Below are 22,746 nucleotides of genomic sequence, written 5' to 3' on the forward strand. Positions count from 1 at the left end.
GTCTTGCCGCGAAGGTATTAAAAAAAGGCGGAATTTCAGACGATTCCGGTAAAAAATAGCCGATCGGGCGGGATTGTCCGTTGCGGACGATTTTTGTGCTGGCGGAGCTGTGTGCCGGGTTACAAGGACTTCTTCAGATAGACCATATCTACCAGTTGTCTGCCGTCCTCGATGATGGGGTGGTCGTAATGATCGGTGAAGAAGCCGGGGATCAAGTGCGAGCGAACGTATCCGCATCGTTCGTAAAAACGGAGTGTGCGGGGAACATCCCCGGTGCCGACGAGAAGCGTCCGGTAACGCCCCCGGTAGTACGCCTCCAGAAATTCGAGCGTTTGTCGTCCGTATCCTTTCCGTTGATACTGGAGGGGTACAGCCAGATTCTTGATCTCTCCGATTCTGTCGGCTTCGTCCGTGACGACGCATTCGGCGACGACCTGTCCGTCGTCACGGGCTACGAACATTTCGCCCCGTTCCAGGTAGCGGTCGATCATGGATTCCTGTTCGTCGGCCAGCAGGAGCAGGTCGAGGAAGCGTTTTTTGTGCGTGGTGATTTTTTCGAATCGCAGAGGTATGACGGGCGAGTTTTCTTGAGTGGGTGGGGTACCTGATATAAAAATCCCCCCTCTGATGAAAGATACACCCCGGCGTTTATGCGTCGGGGTGTTCGGTTTCTCGGAGAAAGCGTATCTATACGGTCATGATCTCTTTTTCCTTGTTGTCGAGTATCGCGTCCAGCGATTTGGTGAACTTGTCGAGCAGCTTCTGCGCCTGGGTTTCACCGTCTTTCGCCTCGTCTTCGGACATGCCTTCCTTCTGGGCCTTCTTGAAGGCTTCGACAGCGTCCCGGCGTGCGTTGCGCAAGCTGATGCGGGCGGTTTCCGCCTCCTGGCGTACCTGCTTGACCAGCTCTTTGCGCCGCTCTTCCGTCAGGGGCGGGATCGACAGTCGGATCTGCTCCCCGTTGTTCGAGGGGGTCAGCCCGATGTTGGAGTCGATGATCGCCTTTTCGATCGCGCGGATCAGGTTTTTGTCCCAGGGCTGGATCAGAATGGTCTTGGCATCGGGTACCGTGACGCTTGCCACGCCTGAAATCGGGGTTTGAGATCCGTAATAATCTACGAAAACTCCGTTCAGCACGGTCGGGCTCGCCTTGCCTGCCCGGATGTTGAGCAGCTCTTCTTCGAGGTGCTCGATCGTTTTCTGCATGCGGTCGGAAGCTTCGGAAAGAATGGTTTTGGTATCCATATGTCGTATTTGTTTAGTTGGCGGAGTTGAGTTGTCGCTCGATCAGCAGAATGAGTTCGTCGAATTCGGGGGCCTCGTAACCGATGGTCGCGGAAATAACTTTGCCGTCTTTGCCGATCAGGAAATTACGCGGAATGTAGTTGGAGGCGTAAAGTCTGTAAATTTTCTGTTCGGGGTCGAGTCCCATCGGGAACGTATAACCCATCTTTTCCCGGAAAGCGGCGACCGTTTCGCGGGTTTCGCCGCGCGATACGGGCAGGAAAACGAAGTCTTCGTTCCCCTTGAAGCGGTCGATGATGTCCTTCTGTACGCGGCTCAATTCCTCGCGGCAGGGACCGCACCAGGTCGCCCAGAAATTCAGAAGCACCACTTTGCCGCGCAGACTGCCCAGGGTGAAGGTCGTGCCGTCGAACATTTCCACCCGGAAATCGGGTGCCTGTGTCCCGGCTTTAACAAGGGTCGTAGCCTCGATGTCGTCGGGCGCATCGTTCGTATTCTTGGTCTGTTCGGTCTTCGGAGCGTTCGTTGCGGGGGCTGCGGGCTGCGATCCGTCGGGCAGCAGCCACATCAGGGCGATGACGACCGCGAGCAGGACGATCATCAGGATAAGACGTTTGTTATTGGGTTTTTTACGTTCGGTCATAGCGATATAATAGGTTTTCAGAGTTTGACCAGTGTGCCGATCTTCTCTCCGGTGAGCACCTTTTCCAGGTTGCCCGGAGTGTCCATGTCGAAGACGATGACCCGGAGGCCGTTTTCGCGGCAAAGCGTGAAGGCGGTCATATCCATAACCTTCAGGTTGCGACGATAAACTTCATCGAAGGTGATTTCGTCGAACTTCTCCGCAGCAGGGTCTTTCTCCGGATCGGCCGTATAGACGCCGTCTACGCGCGTACCCTTGAGCATGACGTCGGCTTCGAGCTCGATGCCGCGCAGCGCCGATGCCGAGTCGGTCGAGAAATAGGGGTTCGACGTGCCGCCGCCGATGATGACTACGTATCCGGCTTCGAGGTATTCGAGCGCCTTGGCTTTCGAGTAATACTCTCCGATGGGTTCCATCCGGATCGAGGTGAGGACTTTCGCTTTCACGCCGTTGTCCTCGAGGGCCGACTGCAGGGCCAGCGAGTTGATAATCGTGGCCAGCATCCCCATCTGGTCGCCTTTCACGCGGTCGAACCCCTTGCGGGCGCCCTGAAGTCCCCGGAAGATGTTGCCGCCGCCGATGACGATGCCTACCTGAACTCCCGTTCCGACGACGGCTTTGATTTGCTCCGCATAGCTGTGGAGCACGTCGGTCGAAAGACCGTATTTTTGAGTCCCTTGCAGGGATTCACCGCTGAGTTTCAGGAGTATTCTGTTGTATTTCATAAGCGGAGCGGAATTTGATAATGCGAAGATAGGAAAAATTTCGAAAAAATGTCGTTTTTTAATGCTATCTTTGCCTATCCATGATGCATTCGGAATATAAATGGCTCGATCGGATTGATTCGCCCGATGACTTGAAGAAGTTGTCGGGCTCTGACTTGCGTCAGTATTGCGACGAACTGCGTCAGTACATCATCGAACAATGTTCGTCCAATCCGGGACACCTGGCTTCGAGCCTGGGAGCGGTGGAGCTTGCCGTCGCTCTGCACTACGTATTCAATACTCCTGACGATAAAATCGTGTGGGACGTGGGGCATCAGACCTATGCCCATAAAATCATTACCGGGCGCCGCGAGGCGTTTCGGACCAATCGCAAGCTGGGCGGTATCAGCGGCTTCCCGCGTATGTCCGAGAGTCCTTACGATGCTTTCGGCGGCGGACATGCCTCCGTGTCGATTTCGGCGGCGTTCGGTATGGCCAAAGCTGCGGAACTCAAGGGCGAGCAGCGGCAGGTGGTGGCCGTGATCGGCGACGGTTCGATGACGGGCGGTCTGGCGTTCGAGGGGCTGAACAACGCCGGTGCGAGCAAGCAGACCAACCTGCTGGTCATTCTCAACGATAACAACATGGCCATCGACCAGGCTACCGGGGCCTTGAAGAACTACCTGGTCAAGATTTCGACATCGAGGCGCTATAACGCTATCAAACGCCGCCTGTGGCGGATTTTGTCCCATACGCCGGCTGTTTTGCGGTTTTGTCAGAAAGCGGGCAATGCCGTCAAGCAGGGACTGTTGAAGAACAGCAACCTGTTCGAAAGTTTGAATTTCCGCTATTTCGGCCCGATCGACGGACACAATTTGCCGGAACTGGTGCGGGTGCTGACTGCCTTGCAACGTATCGAGGGACCCAAGTTGCTGCATGTGATGACCGTAAAGGGAAAGGGTTATAAGCCCGCCGAGTGCAATAAGCCGGTATGGCACGCTCCGGGCAAATTCAACCCGGAAACGGGCGAGCGGATCGTCAGCAAGACCGAAGTGGCCCGATACCAGGATGTTTTCGGCCAGACGCTGCTCGAACTGGCCCGTGCCGACGAGCGGATCGTGGGGATAACGCCCGCCATGCCGTCGGGCAGCTCGATGAATATTCTGATGAAAGAGATGCCGGAGCGTTGTTTCGACGTCGGTATCGCCGAAGGACATGCCGTGACTTTCTCCGCCGGACTGGCGGCTGCGGGCATGGTGCCTTTCTGCAACATCTATTCGAGTTTCATGCAGCGGGCTTATGACAATGTGATTCATGACGTGGCGATCCAGCGCCTTCCGGTGGTCATGTGTCTTGACCGGGGCGGTCTGGTGGGTGAGGACGGAGCGACGCATCACGGCGCTTTCGATCTGGCCTATTTCGGTACGGTTCCCAATCTGACGGTGGCTGCGCCGATGAACGAGCTGGAACTTCGGAACATGATGTTTACGGCGCTCGAGGCCGGTCGGCCCTTCGCCATCCGCTATCCGCGCGGTAACGGAGCGGGCGTCGCCTGGCGCGATGAGCCGTTCGCTGCGATGGAAATCGGGCGGGGGCGTTGCCTGAAGGAAGGGGAGCGGATTGCGGTCCTTACGATCGGTACGGTCGGCAATTTTGCTTCCGAGGCCATTGCGCGTATGGAGGCGGACGGGATTCGGGTGGCCCATTACGACCTGCGTTTCGCCAAGCCGCTCGACCAGGAGCTGCTGCACGAGGTCGGACGTAAGTTCCGTTGTGTGGTGACCGTCGAGGACGGAGCCTTGCGCGGCGGCGTGGGAGAAGCTGTCGTCGCGTTCTTCTGCGAGCACGGCTATCTGCCGAAGGTCGTGAGCCTGGGCATTCCGGATCGTTTTGTCGAACATGGAACGCCCGCGCAACTGTATGCCCAGTGCGGTTATGATGCCGAGGGAATTTACCGCACGCTGAAAAGTTTGCAGGAATCTTTGCAATAGACGTAATCCGGTATAGAATATGCGATACACCCTCGTTATGACCAGGGTGAAAATCGAATATATGCTGTTTGCGGCGATGTTGCTTGTGGCGGGCGCCGCGTATGGTCGGGGACCGGTCGTTGCCGCTGTCGGCAGTGGACCGTGGGCGAATCCCGATTTGTATGTCGGCGAGTGGTACGAGATCGCTCGTTTCGATCATCCGTTTCAGGAGGGGACGGTCGGATCCCGGGTGGTTTACCGATTATTGTCGGAAAGTAAAATGCGAATCGTCTATCGGGGCAAGGACGGCAGAACGGGCCGGGACCGGATTTCGAGTGCAAAAGGTCGGTTGTCTGCCGATTACGAATGCCTGCGGGTTTCGTCTTTTTGGTTTTTTTATAGCGACTATACGATGCCGGCATGCGATTCCGCTGCCGAGCGGCAGTGGGTCGTCTTAAGCGGCCGATCGGCCAAATATTTATGGATTCTCGCTCGCCGACCTCGATTATCTACGCAGGTGCTGGTCCGGATTCTGGACCAGGTCGAAAAACAGGGATTCGATACCGATAAGCTTCATTTCGTCGATCAGCGGTGAAATGTCGGCCAGGTGGAAAAACAACCGCGAATATTCGTTTCGGATATTCGCGGTTGCTTTGTATTTGGCGGAGGTTCGGATTTTCCGGGCGCGAGTTTCCTATTCGATTTCCCGCCGGTTCATCAGTGCGTGAGTAATCGTCAGTTCATCTACGTATTCCAGTTCGTCGCCGAAGCCGATCCCCCGGGCGATCGACGTGACTTTCACCTGCGGGTACTGGCGCAGCCGGTTGAGCAGATAGAACAGGGTTGTTTCGCCTTCGACCGAGGTCGAGATGGCGAGGATCACTTCCCGGATCGTTCCCTGGGCGATCCGCTCGATCAGCAGGTCGATCTTCAGGTCCGAAGGGGCGATGCCCTGCATCGGAGAGATTACACCGCCCAATACGTGATAGAGTCCACGGTACTGGCGGGTATTTTCGATCGAGAGTACGTCGGCGACCTGTTCTACGACACAGACGGTCGTATGGTCGCGCTCCCGGTCGGCGCAGATCGGACAGATTTCTTCATCCGAGAGGTTGTTGCACAATTTGCAGTATTTGATGTCGCGGCGGAATCGGTCGATGCTGCGTGTCATGTCGCTTACCGAATCGGGTTCCATGCGCAGCAGGTGGATCGCCAGGCGCAACGCCGTGCGGCGTCCGATGCCTGGGAGTTTCGACAGTTCTCCGGTCACGTCTTGAAGCAGTCTGGACACGTTCTTGGAAATTTTTGGATTCGCAGGGGCGGATCCGGTTTTAGATGGTTTCGAACGTCGAGCACTCCATCCAGCCCTTTTTGCCGTCGGCGATGGTGATTTCGCACCAGCCGTTCAGACGGTCCGAAATTTCTACTTTGGTGCCTTCGTGCAGAATGAAGAGATCGGTCGAGTTCTGATCGGGAGAGCTTTTGACGGCGACGGCATCCCGCAGTACGACGGCCGATGTGCGGTCGATCGCCTCCCGGCGGTCGATGGCTGCGAAGCAGAGGGTCAGTACCAGCAGCAGAAAGGCTGTCGCGGTGCCGTAGAATCCTATCTTGCGTCGTACCAGACGACGGGAGAGCAGGTAGAAAAGCGCCGAGCCGAGCATTGCCGCCAGGAAGACCAGCGAGAGGACGGCCCATGTCGTGCTGCTCAAAAGGTTGCGCAGATTCGACAACCAGGTTTTGACGAAAAATTCGGGGACGGCGTCGATGTGGTCTTTGGTCATTTTCTCAGCGACTTGCAGGTTGTAGCGTATGTCTTCGTTCCCGGGATTGAGCCTCAGCGCCCGGTTGTAGTTGAGGATCGCCCGACCGATTTCCTGCTCCTTGAAATAGGCGTTTGCCAGGTTATAGTAGAGTTTGCCCGATTGCCTGCCGCTCGACAGAATCGTTTCGTAAAGCGAAATTGCCGTAGGAAAGTCGTTGTTGATGTAAGCCGTGTTGGCCTGATCCCACAACTTGTCGGGATCGGATGCGTAAGCTGCCGAGGCGGTTTGCTCCGATTGTGGGTGTTGAGCCAGCGAATCGGTTCGGGCGGCAGTCTGCCCCGAAACTGCCGCGCTCAACAGCGTGGCGAGGAGAAAGAGAATATATCGTTTCATGGCTTTTAGCGTTTGATGATCGATTCGATGCGGGAAATCAGTTCGAGGCCGTCCCGATATACGTCGCTCATACGGGCCGAAGCCACCGGCGAATATTGGGCTTCGTCGCAGCGGGTGATGAGTTCCGAGAAGAGCTGGGTGTCTTCCGGCGCAGCCCCGCGCTTGTGGAGCTCCTCGCGGACATTTTCCTTGGTGAGATTGGCTACCGGGATATTGAATTTATCGCTCATATACCCCCATAAAGCCTTCAGCATCTCTTCGTAGAAGGCGTGCTGGTTGTGCTCTTCCATATAGTTCTTGGCTATCCTGAAACGCTGAATGGCCACTTTGTTGGCTCGCCGGCCCCGGATCAGAGCCGCATTCTGGCTGTCGCGGATCTGCTTGCGCAGCGCGATGTAAGTTCCGGCGAAAATGACGAGAATCGCAGCCAGCAGTCCGATATAGAGTCCGCTCAGGAAGAATGGCTCGTGCATCGGCTGGAGGTGTGCCTTGCCCAGGCGGATGAAACGGATGTCCTGTCCCAGCATCTGAACGTCCTCCTTGGAGAGTCCTTTGACCATGTAGCTCTCTCCGCCGTTGGCATCCGGTGTGATTTGCAGCGGGAAGCTTTGCGAGGAGAGGGTCACATATTCCCGGCGGTCGGGATTGAAGTAGGTGAAAAGAATCGAATCGATACGGTACGTCCCTTCGGCGCGCGCGATGAACGGATATTCGAATTGCCGGTAGCCGGAGGTTCCCGCAGTCGCCGTTTGGATGGATTCGGTGGTTTTGACGTTGTATTGCTCGAACGAGGCGGGCAGCGTCAGTTTCGGTGCTTGGATGAAAGGCAGGTTGCCCTGTCCCGTGATTTTCACCGTGAAGGTCCCGGCCGAGTTGGCCGCCAGTTGGTCTGCGGAGAGCGACGCGTCCATGGAGAATTTGCCGACGGCGCCCGTAAAGCTGGCCGGAGCGCCCGCAGGGAGCTCTTTGACCGTGATGTTCACGCGGGGCGTCTGCAACTTGCGCCGCAAATTATAGACTTCGTGCCCGCCGCCAAAGAACGGATCGATATTGCGGCGGCTCTGTACGATAACTTGTGCAATGGCGGTGATCGTTGCGGGTTCGATCACGAGCGTACCCGCCTGCTGCGGGTAGAGCAGACACTCTTTTACGACTGTCGATTCATAGACCTTGCCGTTCAGGGTTTCACGCTGCCACATGGCGTTCGAAACGTCGATGTCCTGCGTCCAGAAGCCGTTGAAGGAGGGGAATTTAATGTCTTCGTAGCCCACGATCGCCACCCGGCGGTAGAGCTTGAAGGTCGCCAGCAGGGGTTCGCCTTTGAAGACCGACTGTTTCGATATGTGGACGCGCAGCAACAGATCGTCTTTGGCAATCTGTCCCTGGGCTTCCTCCTCGATACTTTCATCCGAAGAGTCTGAATTTCCCTGCGGAGCCCGGGCGCTGCCTGCCGACGGTTTGTCGGAGATCTCGATCGGCAGAGGCTGGGTCTTGTATCTTTTTTTATCGACCTTGATCGAGGCTGGACCGATCGTGATGTTGCCCGCGTCCTGGGCCAGCAATACGTAGGTGATCGTATAATTGACGTTTTTGGTCATCGCGCCGTTGATGATCTGGATCGAGTGTCCCTGGGAGATCGCCGGGCCGGCCAGTACGTCGAACGCCCCGAAATCCGGCGCTTCGAACGAATCGTCGTCGGGCGTGGCGTTGAGCGAGAACTCCACCCGGAAACTTTCGCCTGCCGTGACGACCATCGGGGCGTTGGCGCTGAAAGTAACCTCGTCGGCTCTTGCTGCGGAGCCGACGAAGATTACGAAACATAATGCGAGGGTTATTTTACAGAAAAAACCTTTCATTGACTGTCTGTTTCCTTGGTTGCCCCTATAACGGCCGGGGCGGAGCGTTTAGTGTTTGAGCTGCGCGAAAAAATCGTTGCCTTTGTCGTCCACGAGGATGAAGGCCGGGAAGTTTTCGACGTAGATCTTGCGGACGGCTTCCATACCCAGTTCCGGGAAATCGACCACTTCGACCGATTTGATCGAATCTTTGGCCAGCACAGCCGCCGGACCGCCGATCGAACCGAGGTAGAATCCGCCGTGTTTTCGGCAAGCGTCCGTCACCTGTTGCGAGCGGTTGCCCTTGGCCAGCATGATCAGCGAGCCGCCGTGCTCCTGGAACAGATCCACGTAAGGATCCATACGGCCTGCCGTCGTGGGTCCGAAGCTGCCCGAAGGCATTCCTTTCGGCGTCTTGGCCGGACCGGCGTAATAGATCGGGTGTTTCTTGAAATATTCGGGCATCGGCTTGCCCTCATCGAGCATCTGTTTGATGCGGGCGTGGGCGATGTCGCGGGCCACGATGAGCGTGCCGCGCAGGTTCAGGCGCGTTTTGATCGGATATTTGGAGAGGATTTCGCGCACCTTGTCCATGCCTTGATCCAGGTCGATGTCCACGGCGGGCGACATGGCGGGGGCCTCTTTGGGCAGGAAGCGGGCCGGGTTCTTCTCGAGCTGTTCGAGGAAGATGCCCTCTTCGGTAATTTTGGCTTTGATGTTGCGGTCGGCCGAGCAGCTTACGCCGATGCCGACGGGGCACGACGCCGCGTGGCGCGGAGCGCGGATCACCCGCACGTCGTGTACGAGGTATTTGCCGCCGAACTGGGCGCCGATACCGCTCTCCCGGCAGATCTGGAGGATTTTCTGTTCCCACTCCAGGTCGCGGAAGCAGCGTCCTCCTTCGTTACCCGAGGTGGGCAGCTGGTCGAGGTAACCTGCCGAAGCCTTCTTGACGGTCGCCAGACACATTTCGGCCGACGTGCCGCCGATGCAGACGGCCAGGTGGTAGGGCGGGCAGGCTGAGGTGCCGAGATCCATGAGTTTCGAGCGGAAAAATTCCAGAAGCGATTTCTCGTTCAGCAGCGCTTTGGTCTGCTGGTAGAGGAAGGTTTTGTTGGCGGAGCCGCCGCCTTTGGTGATGAACAGGAATTTGTATTCGTTGCCTTTGTCGGCGTAGAGATCGATCTGTGCGGGCAGGTTCGTGCCCGAGTTCTTCTCCTCGGTCATCGTGAAGGGCACCACCTGCGAATAGCGCAGGTTGCGCTCCTTGTAGGCTTCGTAGGCGCCCCGGGCGATACATTCGGCGTCGTCCGCTCCCGTAAAGACATTCTCGCCCTTCTTGCCGATGCAGATGGCCGTGCCGGTGTCCTGGCAGGTCGGCAGTTCGCCTTCGGCGGCGACCGTCTGGTTGAGCAGCATGGTGTAGGCCACGAATTTGTCGTTGTCGGAAGCTTCCGGATCCTCCAGAATGTGGCGGAGTTGCTCCAGATGGGCCGGGCGCAGGTAGAACGATACGTCGGTATAGGCTTCGCGGGCCAGCAGTTCGATACCTTTGGGATCGACCTTGAGAATGCGGCGTCCGTCGCATTCGACGATCTTGACATACTCTTTGGTCAGCAGACGATATTGCGTCTTGTCACATTCGATCGGGAATGGTTCTTGATAGATGAATTCCGACATGGTGTTGAGGTCTTTATTGTAGCGTTAGAAAAATTGCCAATTATTCGCAAATTTACTAAAATAAAATCAGAATATTCCGTTTGAGCGCTATTTTTTCTCCCGTCTGATTTTTATTCGGGAAAGTGCCTGTTCTTTAGGAAATAATGTTTAATTTTGTAAAGATTGAAACGCATAAATTCTTAAATTATTATATAATTATGGTATCTTATAAAGAATTGGGCCTGGTGAATACCCGCGAGATGTTTGCCAAGGCGATCAAGGGTGGGTATGCCATTCCCGCTTTCAATTTCAATAACATGGAGCAGATGCAGGCCATCGTGCAGGCGTGCGTCGAAACTTCGTCGCCCGTGATTATGCAGGTGTCGTCGGGTGCCCGCAAGTATGCCAATCCGACCATTCTGCGCTACATGGCCCAGGGTGCCGTGGAGTATGCCAAGGAGTTGGGTAAGAACATTCCGATCGTGCTGCATCTGGATCACGGCGATACTTTCGAGCTTTGCAAGGATTGCGTCGATATGGGTTTCTCGTCGGTGATGATCGACGGTTCGCACCTGCCTTACGATGAGAACGTGGCGCTGACGAAGAAGGTCGTGGAGTATGCTCACAAGCACGATGTGACGGTGGAGGGCGAGCTGGGTGTGCTGGCCGGTGTCGAGGACGAGGTTTCGGCCGAACACCATACCTACACCCGTCCCGAAGACGTGGAGGATTTCGTGAAGAAGACCGGTGTGGATTCGCTGGCCATCTCGATCGGCACGTCGCACGGAGCCAATAAGTTCAAGCCCGAGCAGTGCACGCGCAATGCGGACGGCGTGCTCGTGCCGCCCGAACTCCGTTTCGACATCCTGGAGGAGATCGAGAAGCGCATCCCTGGGTTCCCGATCGTGCTGCACGGCTCCTCGTCCGTGCCGCAGGAGTACGTGCATATCATCAATACGCACGGCGGTGCGTTGAAGGATGCCATCGGCATTCCGGAGGAGCAGCTGCGTCGTGCCGCCAAGAGCGCCGTTTGCAAGATCAACATCGACTCGGACAGCCGTCTGGCCATGACGGCCGCCGTGCGTCTGGTGCTGACCGACAAACCCGCAGAGTTCGATCCCCGCAAATACCTGGGGCCGGCCCGCGAGGAGATGAAGAAGCTCTACATGCACAAATGCGAGAAAGTTCTCGGATCGGCCGGCAAGGCGTAGCCGATTCGTGCGGATTGCGATACCGGACCGGGCAAATCGCCCGGTCCGGTTTTTTCTTTCCCGAAATGTGGGTTGCGGTGCGGATTTTGTTCTTCTTTGCATACAATCAATATTCGATGGTTATGAAAAAGTATGAATTGAAGAATAATAAGGCGCTCGGACGTTATGAATTCGATTTGGGCGGTGCTACGGCAGCGGTGGATTACGAGGAGTGCGGTCCCGGGTGTATCGCCGTTACCCATACGGGCGTTCCCGATCGGTTCTGCGGACAGGGTATCGCCTCGCAGTTGACACTGGCGGTGTTGGAAGATTTGAAACGGCAGGGGCTGAAAGTGGTTCCGCTGTGTCGATTCATGGCCCGTTATATTCTGCGGCATCCGGAGTGGAAGCAGATGGTTGCGGACAAGTAGCGGGTGCGACGGCGTTATACCGTTTGCGCCTGGAGATTCGTTTTTGGGTAGGGTCGGTTCCGTGCCGGCCGTTCTTCGGCTATAAGGCACGCGGCCTTTTGCCTGACGGCGAATGGGCGGGAGCCAGGGGGAATGAATGCCGTTTGCCCGGGTTCTGAAGCATGCGGGAGCGTCTTTTGCCGACAGTGGCCGGAAAATATCGTGCCGGACGGTGAATTAGTAGGAGCGAAATTTGGTCGATTGCCGGAAAAATCATTATCTTTGCCCATCCGAGGAGAGGTGCTCGAGTGGTTGAAGAGGCGCGCCTGGAAAGCTCGTATACGTCTAAAGCGTATCAGGGGTTCGAATCCCCTTCTCTCCGCAAACGACCGGGTGGTCGGCTGGGTTGCAAACATTCGTTTGCAACCTTTTTTATTTTCGGGGTGGACAAATTTGTCCGGAACGGTCTTAAGATAAAAGTTGGTCGTATGGCTGGCAGGCGAAAATCAGGAGTTCGCAAGGTCGCCTCCGGTCCGACGGAGGGAAGGACGGGCGGCATGCGGTAACGCGAAGTCGAGCGCGCTCTGCCGAAGAGTGGAACCGGGGCGAAATGTTGTACGGAAACACAGCTTTTTTGTCTCTGCAACGCGGCAAAGTCGTTCGAATGGGCTGCCGCGATAGAATGGCCGATACGTTTTTTGTTTCGGGACATTTGTACCCTCCGGCCGGATCGGGGAGAGGTGTTTTTTGTGAAGCTGATCCGCAATCCCTGATCTTTCAAACGATAAAATTTGAAAAGCCGCAAACATTGCTTGCGGCTTTTCAGTTACCAGGATAGAATGAGTGCATTGGGGGCACGGTATACGAAATTGATTCGTGCGGTGTATCGACTTATTTACCATTTTCGTTGTTTTTCAGCGTAATGCCTATCATGACGGTTTCTGCCTGTGCGTTGTTCCATACGGAGTGGGGAATACCGCCTTTGACGACGAACGCTTCGTTTTCGCGGATGATTCGCTCTTGTCCGTCCAGCAGCACTTTGGCTTCTCCCTGCGTGACGATGAACAGGTGGTCGGTAGCGTGGGTGTGGGGCGTGACGGGGCCGCCGCCGTCAGGGGCGAGATAGGCGATGGCGCCGTTTACGATCTGGCCGCAGGCTCCGAACAGATTTTTGGCCAGGAAATTTACGTGTTCGGATGGTGTGATGAATCCATCTTTTTTATACATATCGGTATTTTTTTGAAGTTGTCCGGGGTATTTTGCCCGTTATTTGTTGAAGCGAGTACAGATTGTTAAGACGAATCGAGTACCTTAGATTTGCGCAGTAAACAGGAGATGAGATAGAGTTGGTAATTTTGTAGAGAAGAGGTTAGCTAAAAGAAAGGGAGGCAGGGAGTGAACCAGGTATCGATAAGAATTCAAGATTCATTTCCATATTAGGACTCTTTGTCTTTCTTGAACCGAGACCTGAATAAGAATTTAACCTTTCATTGTTAAGGTAGTTAGGATAGGTTCAAGTTCCTTTCTCTCAATTTGATGGTCAAAAACAAAAGTAATGGACAATTTTTATTTCATCGGGGTTGACGTCAGCAAAAAGAAACTGGACTTCTGCGTACTATTCGAGGGTAAGGTTCTGCGCGAAGAACAGGTAAGCAACCACCAGCAGGCTGTCGCCAGACTGATCGGCGAGTTGAAGAACGATTTGGAAATGGATAACGAACAGTTTTTAATCTGTGCCGAACATACGGGGCAATATACTTTCCCTCTGGTATGTGCTTGCAAGTCGGTCGAGTGCAAACTTTGGTTGGAGAACCCGTCCCAGATCAAATATTCATCCGGTATGCAGCGGGGCAAGAACGACAAGGTGGATGCAAAGCGCATAGCCATTTACGCTTCACGGTTCGGAGATAAGGTTAAGTATTACGACCGTCCCTCCGAGGAGATAGAGAGGCTTAAACAGTTGGAGAGGGAGCGTGCGCTTTACGTTACCGACCTGGCTAAATACAAAGGCCAGATGTACGATCAGAAAGATTTTATGCCGGCGGCGCTTTATCGCAAGAAAACAAAGCGGATGAAAGGCTTAATACAGGAACTACAAGCGGCTATCGATGCGATCACTGCTGAAATGGAGAAGATCATAGGCTCAACGGAAGTGCTTGCGCGCCAGATGGAACTTTTAATGTCGATAGACGGTGTAGGTAAAGTGGTAGCTCTGAATGTGATTATCGAAACAGAAGCGTTCTCCCGCTTCGACAATCCCAGAAAGTTCTGCTGTCACGCAGGTGTCGCTCCGTTCTCATACACATCCGGGAGCAGCCAGCACTCCAAAAACAAGGTCTCGCATAGGGCCAACAAGAACATAAAGAAACTGCTACATATGGCAGCCGTATCGGTAACTCATCGTAAAGAGGGTGAACTAAAGGCCTACTATATGCGGAAAGTAGAAGAAGGAAAGAACAAAATGTCGGTAATCAATGCGTTACGTGCTAAAATCGTGGCCCGCATGTTCGCCGTCATCAAAGAAATGAATTTTATACTCCTATTTACTCTTAAAAACTTGCAAAAACCATAAGAATATGGAAGTACGGCTGAAACGGGTTTACGACCCTGAAAGTCCCGGAGACGGATTTCGGGTGCTGGTGGATAAACTTTGGCCTCGGGGCATTCGCAAAGAGGCGTTTCATTACGATTTGTGGGCGAAGCGGATCGCTCCTTCGACGTCGCTGCGGGTGTGGTATCACGGGGATCCGGCAGGCCGTTGGGCGGAGTTTCGGCGCAAGTACCTCGATGAGCTGGGGAGTTCGGCTGCCATGCAGGATTTTCTCGACCGCATTCGGACCTATCCGGATGTGACGTTGCTCTATGCCTCGAAGAACAGGGTTGAGAACCATGCGGTGATTTTGAAGGAGTTTATCGAGAAAAACCTGAATTGACGGTTTTGCCATTTTGCAGCGGGCCCGGAAGATCACTCTTCCGGGCCCGCTGATCGAGGGATCGTCGAAGTGTCTTTAGTATTTGAGTTCTTCTTTGGAGCCGTCTTGGGGTTTGCGGCTCAAGGCCCACCAAGCGTAGCCGATGTAGGCGACGACGAATGGAATGCAGAGCGATACGATACTCATGGCCTTGAGGGTGAATTCGCTCGACGACGAGTTGTAGATCGTCAGCGACGACTGCATATCGGCCAGCGAAGGATAGTAGGAGGTATCGTTCCATCCGGCCGTAAGCAGCAGGGCGAGCACCGTGAGGACCGTTCCCGATCCGCTCAGCCAGATCGCCTTGCGGCTACCGCGCCAGCCCAGCCAGATACTCCAGAGAACCAGCGCCACACCCGCCAGAAGCCCTATGCCGACGTAGGGCATGGCCAGCAAATTGTGCAGGTATTTATACGGTTCCGGAGCGATGATTCCCGTCGCCGGATCGACACTCCAACCCTGGGCGAAGAGCAGGCTTACGAGGAATACGAGGAAAAACACGAGGAATGTTCCTGCGGCGCAGAGCGAGCGGCGGCGCGAGCGTTCGCGGATCTGTGTGTCGTCGATGTCGTTCATGAAGTAGTGGAGCGCCAGCATCCGCGAGAGGAACAGCACGGCCAGTCCCAGCGCCACATTGCGGTAGTCGAGCACCGCTTCGAGTCCGTGCCAGGGAGTCGTCCACTGCGAGATCGTGGTGTCGCCGCCCAGGTTGGCCATGTTGAACCGATCGACGGTGAAATTCGCACCCGTGAAGAATGTGCCGACAGCGGCGCCCAAGAGGATCGTTCCGAGAAATCCGTTGATCTTCAGGAACCAGTCGAAAGTCTTTTCTCCGAATACGTTATTGGGTTTGCGCCGGTATTCGTACGAAACGGCTTGCAGGACGAAGACCAGCAGAATCAGCATCCAGACGTAAAACGCTCCGCCGAAACTGGTCGAGTAGAAAAGCGGGAACGAGGCGAAAAACGCGCCGCCGAAAGTTACCAGCGTAGTGAACGTGAGTTCCCATTTGCGGCCCAGCGAATTGACGATCAGGTTGCGTTCGTGTTCCGTACGTCCGATGGTGTAGAGCAGGCTTTGGCCGCCCTGCACGAAGAGCAGGAAGACCAGCAAAGCTCCCAGCAGGGAGATCAGGAACCACCAGTAGTGTTGCAGCAATGCCAAAGTATCCATAATTTTTACTCTTTTTCAGGTCCGATCTTGATTTGTTTGCAGAGAATGCTGATTTCGGCCACGAGCAGTGCGGTGAAGAGCACCAGGAAGATGAAGAAGGTCGTGGCGACCGAGCCGCTGGCGATGCGCGAAGCGGCGACACCGACCGGCATCAGATCCTGTATCGCCCAGGGCTGGCGGCCCACTTCGGCGACGATCCAGCCTGCCTGGGAGGCCAGGTAGGCGAGCGGCATGCAGAGGAGCAGCACCCACAGCATCCAGCGCTTGCGTTCGAGCGTGTCCCTGCGGTTGAACCACCAGGCGGCAGCCAGCACCAGGATGAAAAGACACCCTGCGCCGACCATCAGGCGGAACGAGTAGAAAAGCAGCGGTACGTTGGGTACGGTTTGCGCGGGCGAGTCGAGGTAACCGTAGCCGAAATAGGCGAAATACTCTTTCAGGAAGACGGCTCCTTCGGGGGTGTCTGGATCGAATTTGGCCCGTATCTCGTCGAGGGTCGCTTCGTCGCCTGTTTCGCGGGCCTGTTTGAAACGCTCCAGTTCCGCGATGGCTACGCGGCCCCGTTCGATCTTTTCGATCGTCGGCATGATGCCGTATTGAGGGTTGCCGTTCACCAGGTCGTTGATGCCCGGTACGAAGGCGTCGGCGTCGCGGAAACTCATCAGCGACAGCATTTTGGGAATAGCGATCTTGAAATAGAAGGCATCCTCGTTGTTCGAGCGTTCGGCTTCGGGCCTCAAGATGCCGACTGCGGTCAGGGCTGCCCCCTCCTCTCCGTCGTAAAGGGCTTCGAGAGCCGCGAGTTTCATCGGTTGCACCCGGGCCACGATCGCTCCCGAGCGGTCGCCCGTGAATGCGGTAATCAGAGCGAATACCAGACCGAAAACCGAAGCGACGGCGATGCTCTTGCGAGCCATCTTCTGTTCGCGGCCGCGGAGCAGGTACCAGGCGCAGACGGCGCAGACGAACAGCGCGGCCAGCACGAACGACGAGGTGACCGTATGGGTGAACTTATTGACCGCTACGGGCGAGAGGAGTACGTCCCAGAAGGAAGTCATCTCGTTGCGGACGGTATCGATGTTGAAGGTGCAGCCTACCGGATATTGCATCCAGGAGTTCGCTACCAGGATCCAGAGGGCCGACAGATTGGCGCCGACGGCCGTGAGCCAGGTGGCGGAAAGATGGAAGCCTCGGCTGACGCGGTTCCAGCCGAAGAACATGACGGCTACGAACGTGCTTTCGAGGAAGAAGGCCAGGATGCCTTCGATGGCCAGCGGCGCACCGAAAATGTCGCCGACGAAGTGGGAGTAGTTCGACCAGTTGGTGCCGAATTCGAATTCGAGGATGAGGCCCGTGGCTACGCCGATGGCGAAATTGATACCGAACAGACGCATCCAGAATTTCGCCGTGCGTTTCCAGAACGGATCGCCCGTGCGGTAGTAGATGGTTTCCATGATCGCGCAGACGATGCTCAATCCCAGCGTGAGGGGGACGAACAGCCAGTGGTAGATCGCCGTCATGGCGAATTGGGCCCGCGACCAATCGACGGTTTGTAGATAGTCCGACAACATACTTTTGAGATAATTAGTTGAGTTTTAGTATTCGTTTCCGTTGTCTGGGAGGGGTTTGCGGCGGCCTCACTTGCCGGAAACGTCGGGAATGGTTAATTGTTCGAGTACGTGTTCGCTGCGCTGTTCCTGGCTCATGCCGGCCAGTTGGTCGGGAAAGAAGAAGAGTCGCAGAATGGCGAACATGATGAAGAGTTTCAGTAGGATAATGGCCCAAAGCGTCCGTCCGAGGGTCATCGAGCGGAATCCGTCCACGTAGAATCGGAAGATGTCGGCCGGGGTCGGGATGCGTTTTGCCATTATTTGAAGTGTTTTCGATCAGTCAGGGCAGAGCGAGTCGATTCGTTATGCCGGGCACAAAATAGTCGAGAAATTCAACGATTTTAAAACACTCAAAAATAGAAATAATAGTTGAATCCGCCAAATCGGGACGGACTGTTGCGGAACTTGTGCCGTGAAAAATCGGGGTGCGATAAAATTCGATCTTTTATCGCACCCCGCAGAATCAGCTCAATCCTTCGATCAGTCCGTTTACGATGTCGATGTGGCGGGCCTGCGGCTCTTTCGGAAGACCCGGCATCCGCATGATTTCGCCCATGACCACTACGATCATCTCCGCGCCGTTGTTGATGATGATGTCGCGGACTTTCAGTTCGAAATCTTTCGCTACGCCGTACGCTTTCGGGTCGGACGAGAAGGAGTACTGGGTTTTGGCGATGCAGACGGGGAAGTGGGCGATGCCCAGCTTTTCGATCTCCTTGAGTTTCTTTTCCGCCAGCGTCGTATAGACGATCGAGGAGGCTCCGTAGATTCCTTCGGCGATTTTTCGCACCTTTTTCCGTATCGAATCGCTCTCTTCATAGGTGAATTTCAGGGGTTTAGATGGGTTTTTCTCGATGGTTTCGGCAACCAGCCGGGCCAGTTCCACTGCGCCTTTCCCACCGTCGGCGAAGACCGTGTTCACCGCAAAGCCGACCCCCTTTTCCTTGCAGTGTTCGGCGACCAGGGCGATCTCTTCGTCCGTATCGCTGGCGAAGCGGTTGAAGGTGACGATCACCTGCTGGCCGAAGTTTTTCATGTTTTCGATATGCTTGTCCAGGTTGGCGAATCCCCGGATCAACCCCTCCTTGTTGGGCTCTTTGATTTGTGCTTCGGGGACTCCGCCGTGCAGCTTCAGGCTTTGCGCTGTCGCTACGATAACGGTCAGTTTCGGGGACAAGCCCGCTTTGCGGCATTTGATGTTGAAGAATTTTTCCGCACCGAGATCCGCGCCGAAGCCGGCTTCGGTGATGACGTAATCGCCGTAGGTCAGGGCCATCTGGGTCGCCAGCACGGAGTTGCAGCCGTGGGCGATGTTGGCGAACGGGCCGCCGTGGATGAAGGCCGGGGTATTTTCGGTGGTCTGCACCAGGTTGGGAAGCAGGGCGTCCTTCAGCAGGACAGTGATGGCGCCTGCGATGCCCATGTCGTTCACCGTGAACGGCTTGCCGTCATAAGTGTAGCCCAGCAGGATATTGCCGACGCGGCGCTTCAGATCGTCGATGTCGGTGGCCAGGCAGAGGATCGCCATAATTTCCGAGGCGGCCGTGATGTCGAATCCCGTTTCGGTCGGAATGCCGTTGGCCGAACCTCCCAGCCCCGATACGATGTTACGAAGGCTGCGATCGTTCACGTCGAGCACCCGCTTCCACTTGACCTCTTTCAGCCCCTCGCAACTGTTCCGGTTCTGGTAGATGTAGTTGTCGAGCAGGGCGGTAATCATGTTGTGGGCCGATGTCACGGCGTGGAAGTCGCCCGTGAAATGCAGGTTGATGTTTTCCATCGGCAGCACCTGCGAATAGCCGCCGCCGGCTGCGCCGCCCTTCATGCCGAAGCAGGGACCCAGGGAGGGTTCGCGCAGGGCGACCACCGCTTTCTTTCCGATTTTGTTCAGGCCAAGCGACAGGCCGATCGATACCGTAGTCTTGCCGACGCCCGCCTTGTTCGGGGTGATGGCCGAAACCAGGATCAGGTTGTGCTTGTCCATCTCTTTCTTGTCGATCAGGTGGATGGGCACCTTGGCGATGTAACGGCCGTAATTCTGGACTTCGTCACGGGGAACCCCCAGCTTTTCGGCTATGTCTTCTATTTTATTTAATTTCGTTTCGCGTGCAATTTCGATGTCTGTTTTCATAGGTTTTGTCCGATTTATACGATGATGACAAAGTAAACTCAAAATCCCGAAATAACAAAATGTTTCGCGTGCATCGTTGCCTTCGGACAGCTTTTTGTCCCTTTTTCGGGGCCGTTTCAAGCGCTTGGACCGGTAAAAGCGAATGAATTCGCCTTTGTGCTCGGCTCCTTTGTAATTTTAGATATTTCGCCTCGGCAAAACGCAAATAAATTTGCTTTTGCGCTCGGCTTATTCGTATCTTTGGCTCGGCTTTGGGCGTTTCGGCCGATAGGGGCCGTTTTTACGGGGCAGGAACACGGCTCCTGCCCGTTTTCGGACTATTTATTTGCAATTCAAGGACTTGATATGGATACGAAATTGATGATTTTCGACCTGGACGGGACGTTGCTCGATACGATCGGCGATCTGGCGGCTTGCTGCGATCATGTGCTGGCTGCGCGGGGATTGCCCCTGCATACCTATGAGGAGTATTGCGGTTTTGTCGGCAACGGCGTTATGCGGCTGGTCGAACGGGCGCTGCCCGAGGAGCTGCGCACGCCGGAAACGGTGGCGGCGGTGCGTGCGGATTTCGTGGCTTACTATACCGAACATATCGACCGTTTTACACGTCCCTACGAGGGTATTCCGGAATTGCTCCGGGAGTTGGTGCAGCGTGGAGTCCGGCTGGCTGTCGCTTCCAACAAATTTCAAATCGGTACCGAGAAGTTGGTGCGGATCTATTTCCCGTCGATCCGTTTCGATGCGGTTTTCGGTCAGCGCCCCGGAGTCCCGCTCAAACCCGATCCGCAGGTGGTGCGGGAGATTCTCGCCGATACGGATGCGGAATCCGGAGCGGTGCTGTACGCCGGGGATTCGGGCGTCGATATGGATACGGCCCGGGCAGCCGGTGTCCGGTCGGTCGGTGTGACTTGGGGCTTCCGCGACCGGGCGGAGTTGTATGAACACGGGGCAGACCACGTAGTGGACCGCCCCGGTGAGATTCTCGAGTTGCTCTGAAATGTTTAACAGTAGAGTTCTACGTCGTTCGGTGTGATTTTGGTGCCGCTCAGGACCACGAGCCGCTCGATGACGTTGCGCAGTTCGCGGATGTTGCCCGTCCACGGCATTTGCCGGAGCATTTCGACCGCTTTTTTATCCATCGGTTTTCGCGGCATGTCGTATTCTTCGCAGATCATATCGATGAAGTGATCGACCAGCAGGGGAATATCCTCCGAGTGTTCGCGCAGGGGCGGTACTTTGATCAGGATAACGCCGATACGATGGAAAAGGTCTTCGCGGAAATTTCCTTTTTTAATCTCTTCTCGCAGGTTCTTGTTCGTCGCCGCGATGATCCGCACATCGACATCGACGTCTTTGTCGCTGCCTACGCGGCTGATCTTGCGCTCTTGCAGGGCCCGCAGCACCTTTGCCTGCGCCGCCAGCGACATGTCGCCGATCTCGTCCATGAAGAGCGTTCCGCCGCTCGCCTGTTCGAATTTGCCCTTGCGCTGTTTGATGGCCGAGGTGAAGGCTCCCCGCTCGTGGCCGAACAGTTCGCTTTCGATCAGTTCGGAGGGAATGGCCGCGCAGTTGACCTCAACGAACGGCGCTCCGGCCCGGTTGCTTTTGGCGTGGAGCCAGCGGGCGACGAGTTCCTTGCCCGTGCCGTTCTCGCCCGTGATCAGAACGCGGGCGTCGCACGGTGCGACCTTGTCGATCAGACGCCGGACGTGTTGCATTTGCTCGGAAGTGCCTATGATCTCTTCCGTGTGACCTGCCGAGCTGCGTTTCGCTTTGGCTTTTGCCGCCGTGCGCGGCGCTTCGGCTGCCTGTTCGAGTGTTTGCCGGATCGACTGCATCAGGCGGTTCATGTCGATCGGTTTGGTGAGGTAGTCCTGCGCTCCGTTCCGGAGTGCCTTGATAGCCGAATCGACCGTCGCTTCAGAGGAAAGTACGATGAAAGGTACGTCGCTCTCGGGAAGCCTCGTTTCATGATCCGAAATGATCAGATCGAAAGGGATACGTTCGCATAATACGGATGCCGCCGCTTCATTTTCAGCGCTTTCCGCCGCTATTCCTTCAAACTCCAGCCGTTCTCGCAGCGTGTTGCGTATGCTTTTCGATTGATCCAGGATTAAAACTTTTGCCATACCTTGCTTTTGTGATTTTTTTACGTACTTTTGTGACGAAGTTAATATATTATTCGCAGGAATCCAACTTTGTAGATAAAGTTGATTTCAAAGGTGAATTTACGATCGCTTTGAAATTTATATCCGCGAAATCTTTTCAGAATGTTATTGGAACGGTTCGCAATAACAATGCCACCGAACTCCCGCAAAAATTATGCAAAAAAATTATAATTATAAAAGACGGAAGCTTTTTTTGCCCGAATACGGCCGCCATATTCACGAAATGGTCGATTCGCTGATGCAGATCGAAGACCGCCGCGAGCGCAACCGGCAGGCCCGTGCGGTCATCGCCGTTATGGGAAACCTGAATCCCCTGTTGCGGGATACGGCCGACTTCACTCACAAGCTGTGGGATCACCTGTTCATCATGTCCGACTTTCAACTGGATGTGGACTCCCCCTATCCGCAGCCTTCGCGCCAGGAACTTACCACGGTGCCCCGGCGTATGCCCTATTCGTCGGGACATATCGAGTACAAGCATTACGGCAAATATGTCGAACGGATGATCCGGCGTCTGGCCGATGAGAAGAATCCCCAGGTAGTCTCGCGGACCGTCGATAACCTGGCGCGTTACATGCGCACCAAGAGCTACGAGTACAATCAGGAACATCCGAATAACGAGGTTATCATAAAAGACATAAAAAAAATGTCCGGAAATGCGATCCAAATCGACGAAGTGGCTCTCAATAATATCCGAAGCGATTATAAACAGCCCTTTATGGCGCATCCGCAAAAAGGTCAGAAAGGTCAGAAGGGAGCGCAGCAACGGCAACAGAAGAATCGGAATCAGCATCAGTCGCGCAATTTCAACGGCAAGAACGGGGGCGCACGGCACAATACCTCGAAATAGGGTTCCGTTTTTTGATAAACCATTTTC

General features: G+C 55.3%; 22 protein-coding genes and 1 tRNA gene. 9 read left to right on the forward strand and 14 right to left on the reverse strand.

Going from position 1 to position 22,746, the window contains the following annotated elements; translation table 11 throughout:
• Positions 1 to 119: 119 nt before the first annotated feature.
• The 4 genes from ALIPUT_RS09565 to pyrH all read right to left on the reverse strand — a co-directional run bounded on the left by ALIPUT_RS09565 (position 120) and on the right by pyrH (position 2,613).
• On the reverse strand, positions 120 to 566 hold the full coding sequence (locus ALIPUT_RS09565) for a GNAT family N-acetyltransferase (RefSeq protein ID WP_040293783.1): 447 nt from the start codon (positions 564 to 566) through the stop codon (positions 120 to 122).
• Between the two features lie 121 nt (positions 567 to 687).
• On the reverse strand, positions 688 to 1,245 hold the full coding sequence (gene frr / locus ALIPUT_RS09570; RefSeq protein WP_004329699.1) for a ribosome recycling factor: 558 nt from the start codon (positions 1,243 to 1,245) through the stop codon (positions 688 to 690).
• A 13-nt stretch (positions 1,246 to 1,258) separates the two neighbouring features.
• The gene (locus ALIPUT_RS09575) at positions 1,259 to 1,888 is read right to left on the reverse strand and encodes a TlpA family protein disulfide reductase (protein WP_004329700.1); all 630 of its coding nucleotides are present in this window, start codon (positions 1,886 to 1,888) and stop codon (positions 1,259 to 1,261) included.
• Between the two features lie 17 nt (positions 1,889 to 1,905).
• A complete protein-coding gene (gene pyrH, locus ALIPUT_RS09580; protein ID WP_004329701.1) occupies positions 1,906 to 2,613 on the reverse strand; it encodes a UMP kinase in 708 nt (235 codons plus the stop codon).
• An 80-nt stretch (positions 2,614 to 2,693) separates the two neighbouring features.
• Between pyrH and dxs the strand changes: the two genes are divergently transcribed.
• Together dxs and ALIPUT_RS09590 are read left to right on the forward strand one after the other, a co-directional pair.
• The gene (dxs, locus tag ALIPUT_RS09585; protein ID WP_004329702.1) at positions 2,694 to 4,583 is read left to right on the forward strand and encodes a 1-deoxy-D-xylulose-5-phosphate synthase; all 1,890 of its coding nucleotides are present in this window, start codon (positions 2,694 to 2,696) and stop codon (positions 4,581 to 4,583) included.
• Between the two features lie 37 nt (positions 4,584 to 4,620).
• A complete protein-coding gene (locus ALIPUT_RS09590) occupies positions 4,621 to 5,157 on the forward strand; it encodes a lipocalin family protein (protein ID WP_187117647.1) in 537 nt (178 codons plus the stop codon).
• Positions 5,158 to 5,256: 99 nt separating this feature from the next.
• Here ALIPUT_RS09590 and recR read toward each other — a convergent pair whose 3' ends face one another.
• The 4 genes from recR to ALIPUT_RS09610 are packed head-to-tail and all read right to left on the reverse strand — an operon-like array spanning position 5,257 to position 10,236.
• A complete protein-coding gene (recR, locus tag ALIPUT_RS09595) occupies positions 5,257 to 5,853 on the reverse strand; it encodes a recombination mediator RecR (protein WP_004329704.1) in 597 nt (198 codons plus the stop codon).
• Between the two features lie 40 nt (positions 5,854 to 5,893).
• Entirely contained in the window at positions 5,894 to 6,721 is an 828-nt protein-coding gene (locus ALIPUT_RS09600) for a tetratricopeptide repeat protein (protein WP_004329705.1), read from the reverse strand.
• Between the two features lie 5 nt (positions 6,722 to 6,726).
• Positions 6,727 to 8,577, reverse strand: coding sequence for a BatD family protein (locus ALIPUT_RS09605; protein ID WP_004329706.1), 1,851 nt, complete (start codon positions 8,575 to 8,577; stop codon positions 6,727 to 6,729).
• Between the two features lie 48 nt (positions 8,578 to 8,625).
• A complete protein-coding gene (locus ALIPUT_RS09610; RefSeq protein WP_004329707.1) occupies positions 8,626 to 10,236 on the reverse strand; it encodes a fumarate hydratase in 1,611 nt (536 codons plus the stop codon).
• Positions 10,237 to 10,433: 197 nt separating this feature from the next.
• Between ALIPUT_RS09610 and ALIPUT_RS09615 the strand changes: the two genes are divergently transcribed.
• The 3 genes from ALIPUT_RS09615 (at position 10,434) to ALIPUT_RS09625 (ending at position 12,197) form a co-directional block, all read left to right on the forward strand.
• A complete protein-coding gene (locus ALIPUT_RS09615; protein WP_040293786.1) occupies positions 10,434 to 11,426 on the forward strand; it encodes a class II fructose-bisphosphate aldolase in 993 nt (330 codons plus the stop codon).
• 122 nt (positions 11,427 to 11,548) lie between these two features.
• The gene (locus tag ALIPUT_RS09620) at positions 11,549 to 11,836 is read left to right on the forward strand and encodes a GNAT family N-acetyltransferase (protein ID WP_022460437.1); all 288 of its coding nucleotides are present in this window, start codon (positions 11,549 to 11,551) and stop codon (positions 11,834 to 11,836) included.
• Between the two features lie 273 nt (positions 11,837 to 12,109).
• Positions 12,110 to 12,197 (forward strand) — tRNA-Ser (locus ALIPUT_RS09625).
• Between the two features lie 509 nt (positions 12,198 to 12,706).
• On the opposite strand, the gene ALIPUT_RS09630 is transcribed toward ALIPUT_RS09625, so the two are convergent.
• Positions 12,707 to 13,042, reverse strand: a complete 336-nt coding sequence (locus ALIPUT_RS09630) for a cupin domain-containing protein (RefSeq protein WP_004329710.1) — start codon at positions 13,040 to 13,042, stop codon at positions 12,707 to 12,709.
• Positions 13,043 to 13,370: 328 nt separating this feature from the next.
• Here ALIPUT_RS09630 and ALIPUT_RS09635 point away from each other — a divergent pair, with 328 nt between their 5' ends.
• Entirely contained in the window at positions 13,371 to 14,387 is a 1,017-nt protein-coding gene (locus tag ALIPUT_RS09635) for an IS110 family RNA-guided transposase (protein WP_004329711.1), read from the forward strand.
• Between the two features lie 4 nt (positions 14,388 to 14,391).
• Positions 14,392 to 14,748, forward strand: coding sequence for a DUF488 domain-containing protein (locus ALIPUT_RS09640; protein ID WP_004329712.1), 357 nt, complete (start codon positions 14,392 to 14,394; stop codon positions 14,746 to 14,748).
• Positions 14,749 to 14,823: 75 nt separating this feature from the next.
• Here the strand turns inward: ALIPUT_RS09640 and ALIPUT_RS09645 are convergent, their stop codons facing one another.
• The 4 genes from ALIPUT_RS09645 to ALIPUT_RS09660 form a co-directional block, all read right to left on the reverse strand.
• Positions 14,824 to 15,960, reverse strand: coding sequence for a cytochrome d ubiquinol oxidase subunit II (locus tag ALIPUT_RS09645; RefSeq protein WP_004329713.1), 1,137 nt, complete (start codon positions 15,958 to 15,960; stop codon positions 14,824 to 14,826).
• 5 nt (positions 15,961 to 15,965) lie between these two features.
• The gene (locus tag ALIPUT_RS09650) at positions 15,966 to 17,531 is read right to left on the reverse strand and encodes a cytochrome ubiquinol oxidase subunit I (protein ID WP_004329714.1); all 1,566 of its coding nucleotides are present in this window, start codon (positions 17,529 to 17,531) and stop codon (positions 15,966 to 15,968) included.
• 66 nt (positions 17,532 to 17,597) lie between these two features.
• Positions 17,598 to 17,828 (reverse strand): DUF4492 domain-containing protein, encoded by a 231-nt coding sequence (locus ALIPUT_RS09655; protein WP_004329715.1) that lies wholly within the window; start codon positions 17,826 to 17,828, stop codon positions 17,598 to 17,600.
• A 205-nt stretch (positions 17,829 to 18,033) separates the two neighbouring features.
• Positions 18,034 to 19,701 (reverse strand): formate--tetrahydrofolate ligase, encoded by a 1,668-nt coding sequence (locus ALIPUT_RS09660; RefSeq protein WP_004329716.1) that lies wholly within the window; start codon positions 19,699 to 19,701, stop codon positions 18,034 to 18,036.
• Between the two features lie 345 nt (positions 19,702 to 20,046).
• Between ALIPUT_RS09660 and ALIPUT_RS09665 the strand changes: the two genes are divergently transcribed.
• Positions 20,047 to 20,697 (forward strand): HAD family hydrolase, encoded by a 651-nt coding sequence (locus tag ALIPUT_RS09665; protein WP_022460302.1) that lies wholly within the window; start codon positions 20,047 to 20,049, stop codon positions 20,695 to 20,697.
• A gap of 5 nt (positions 20,698 to 20,702) precedes the next feature.
• On the opposite strand, the gene ALIPUT_RS09670 is transcribed toward ALIPUT_RS09665, so the two are convergent.
• On the reverse strand, positions 20,703 to 21,830 hold the full coding sequence (locus tag ALIPUT_RS09670; protein ID WP_004329718.1) for a sigma-54-dependent transcriptional regulator: 1,128 nt from the start codon (positions 21,828 to 21,830) through the stop codon (positions 20,703 to 20,705).
• Positions 21,831 to 22,023: 193 nt separating this feature from the next.
• On the opposite strand from ALIPUT_RS09670, the gene ALIPUT_RS09675 reads away from it, so the two are divergent.
• Positions 22,024 to 22,719: a DUF4290 domain-containing protein gene (locus tag ALIPUT_RS09675; RefSeq protein WP_040293788.1), complete on the forward strand. Its 696-nt coding sequence runs from the start codon at positions 22,024 to 22,026 to the stop codon at positions 22,717 to 22,719.
• Positions 22,720 to 22,746 lie beyond the last annotated feature (27 nt).

Origin of the sequence: Alistipes putredinis DSM 17216, assembly GCF_000154465.1 — a bacterium.
Classification (GTDB): Bacteria; Bacteroidota; Bacteroidia; order Bacteroidales; family Rikenellaceae; genus Alistipes; species Alistipes putredinis.

Coding starts and splice junctions, on each gene's coding strand:
- dxs (WP_004329702.1), top strand. CDS start 2,694: ATGATGCATTCGGAATATAAATGGCTCGATCGGATTGATTCGCCCGAT.
- ALIPUT_RS09610 (WP_004329707.1), bottom strand. CDS start 10,236: ATGTCGGAATTCATCTATCAAGAACCATTCCCGATCGAATGTGACAAG.
- pyrH (WP_004329701.1), bottom strand. CDS start 2,613: ATGAAATACAACAGAATACTCCTGAAACTCAGCGGTGAATCCCTGCAA.
- ALIPUT_RS09615 (WP_040293786.1), top strand. CDS start 10,434: ATGGTATCTTATAAAGAATTGGGCCTGGTGAATACCCGCGAGATGTTT.
- ALIPUT_RS09620 (WP_022460437.1), top strand. CDS start 11,549: ATGAAAAAGTATGAATTGAAGAATAATAAGGCGCTCGGACGTTATGAA.
- ALIPUT_RS09650 (WP_004329714.1), bottom strand. CDS start 17,531: ATGTTGTCGGACTATCTACAAACCGTCGATTGGTCGCGGGCCCAATTC.
- ALIPUT_RS09575 (WP_004329700.1), bottom strand. CDS start 1,888: ATGACCGAACGTAAAAAACCCAATAACAAACGTCTTATCCTGATGATC.
- ALIPUT_RS09635 (WP_004329711.1), top strand. CDS start 13,371: ATGGACAATTTTTATTTCATCGGGGTTGACGTCAGCAAAAAGAAACTG.
- ALIPUT_RS09590 (WP_187117647.1), top strand. CDS start 4,621: ATGACCAGGGTGAAAATCGAATATATGCTGTTTGCGGCGATGTTGCTT.
- ALIPUT_RS09655 (WP_004329715.1), bottom strand. CDS start 17,828: ATGGCAAAACGCATCCCGACCCCGGCCGACATCTTCCGATTCTACGTG.
- ALIPUT_RS09660 (WP_004329716.1), bottom strand. CDS start 19,701: ATGAAAACAGACATCGAAATTGCACGCGAAACGAAATTAAATAAAATA.
- frr (WP_004329699.1), bottom strand. CDS start 1,245: ATGGATACCAAAACCATTCTTTCCGAAGCTTCCGACCGCATGCAGAAA.
- ALIPUT_RS09645 (WP_004329713.1), bottom strand. CDS start 15,960: ATGGATACTTTGGCATTGCTGCAACACTACTGGTGGTTCCTGATCTCC.
- ALIPUT_RS09630 (WP_004329710.1), bottom strand. CDS start 13,042: ATGTATAAAAAAGATGGATTCATCACACCATCCGAACACGTAAATTTC.
- ALIPUT_RS09600 (WP_004329705.1), bottom strand. CDS start 6,721: ATGAAACGATATATTCTCTTTCTCCTCGCCACGCTGTTGAGCGCGGCA.
- ALIPUT_RS09675 (WP_040293788.1), top strand. CDS start 22,024: ATGCAAAAAAATTATAATTATAAAAGACGGAAGCTTTTTTTGCCCGAA.
- ALIPUT_RS09605 (WP_004329706.1), bottom strand. CDS start 8,577: ATGAAAGGTTTTTTCTGTAAAATAACCCTCGCATTATGTTTCGTAATC.
- ALIPUT_RS09670 (WP_004329718.1), bottom strand. CDS start 21,830: ATGGCAAAAGTTTTAATCCTGGATCAATCGAAAAGCATACGCAACACG.
- ALIPUT_RS09640 (WP_004329712.1), top strand. CDS start 14,392: ATGGAAGTACGGCTGAAACGGGTTTACGACCCTGAAAGTCCCGGAGAC.
- ALIPUT_RS09665 (WP_022460302.1), top strand. CDS start 20,047: ATGGATACGAAATTGATGATTTTCGACCTGGACGGGACGTTGCTCGAT.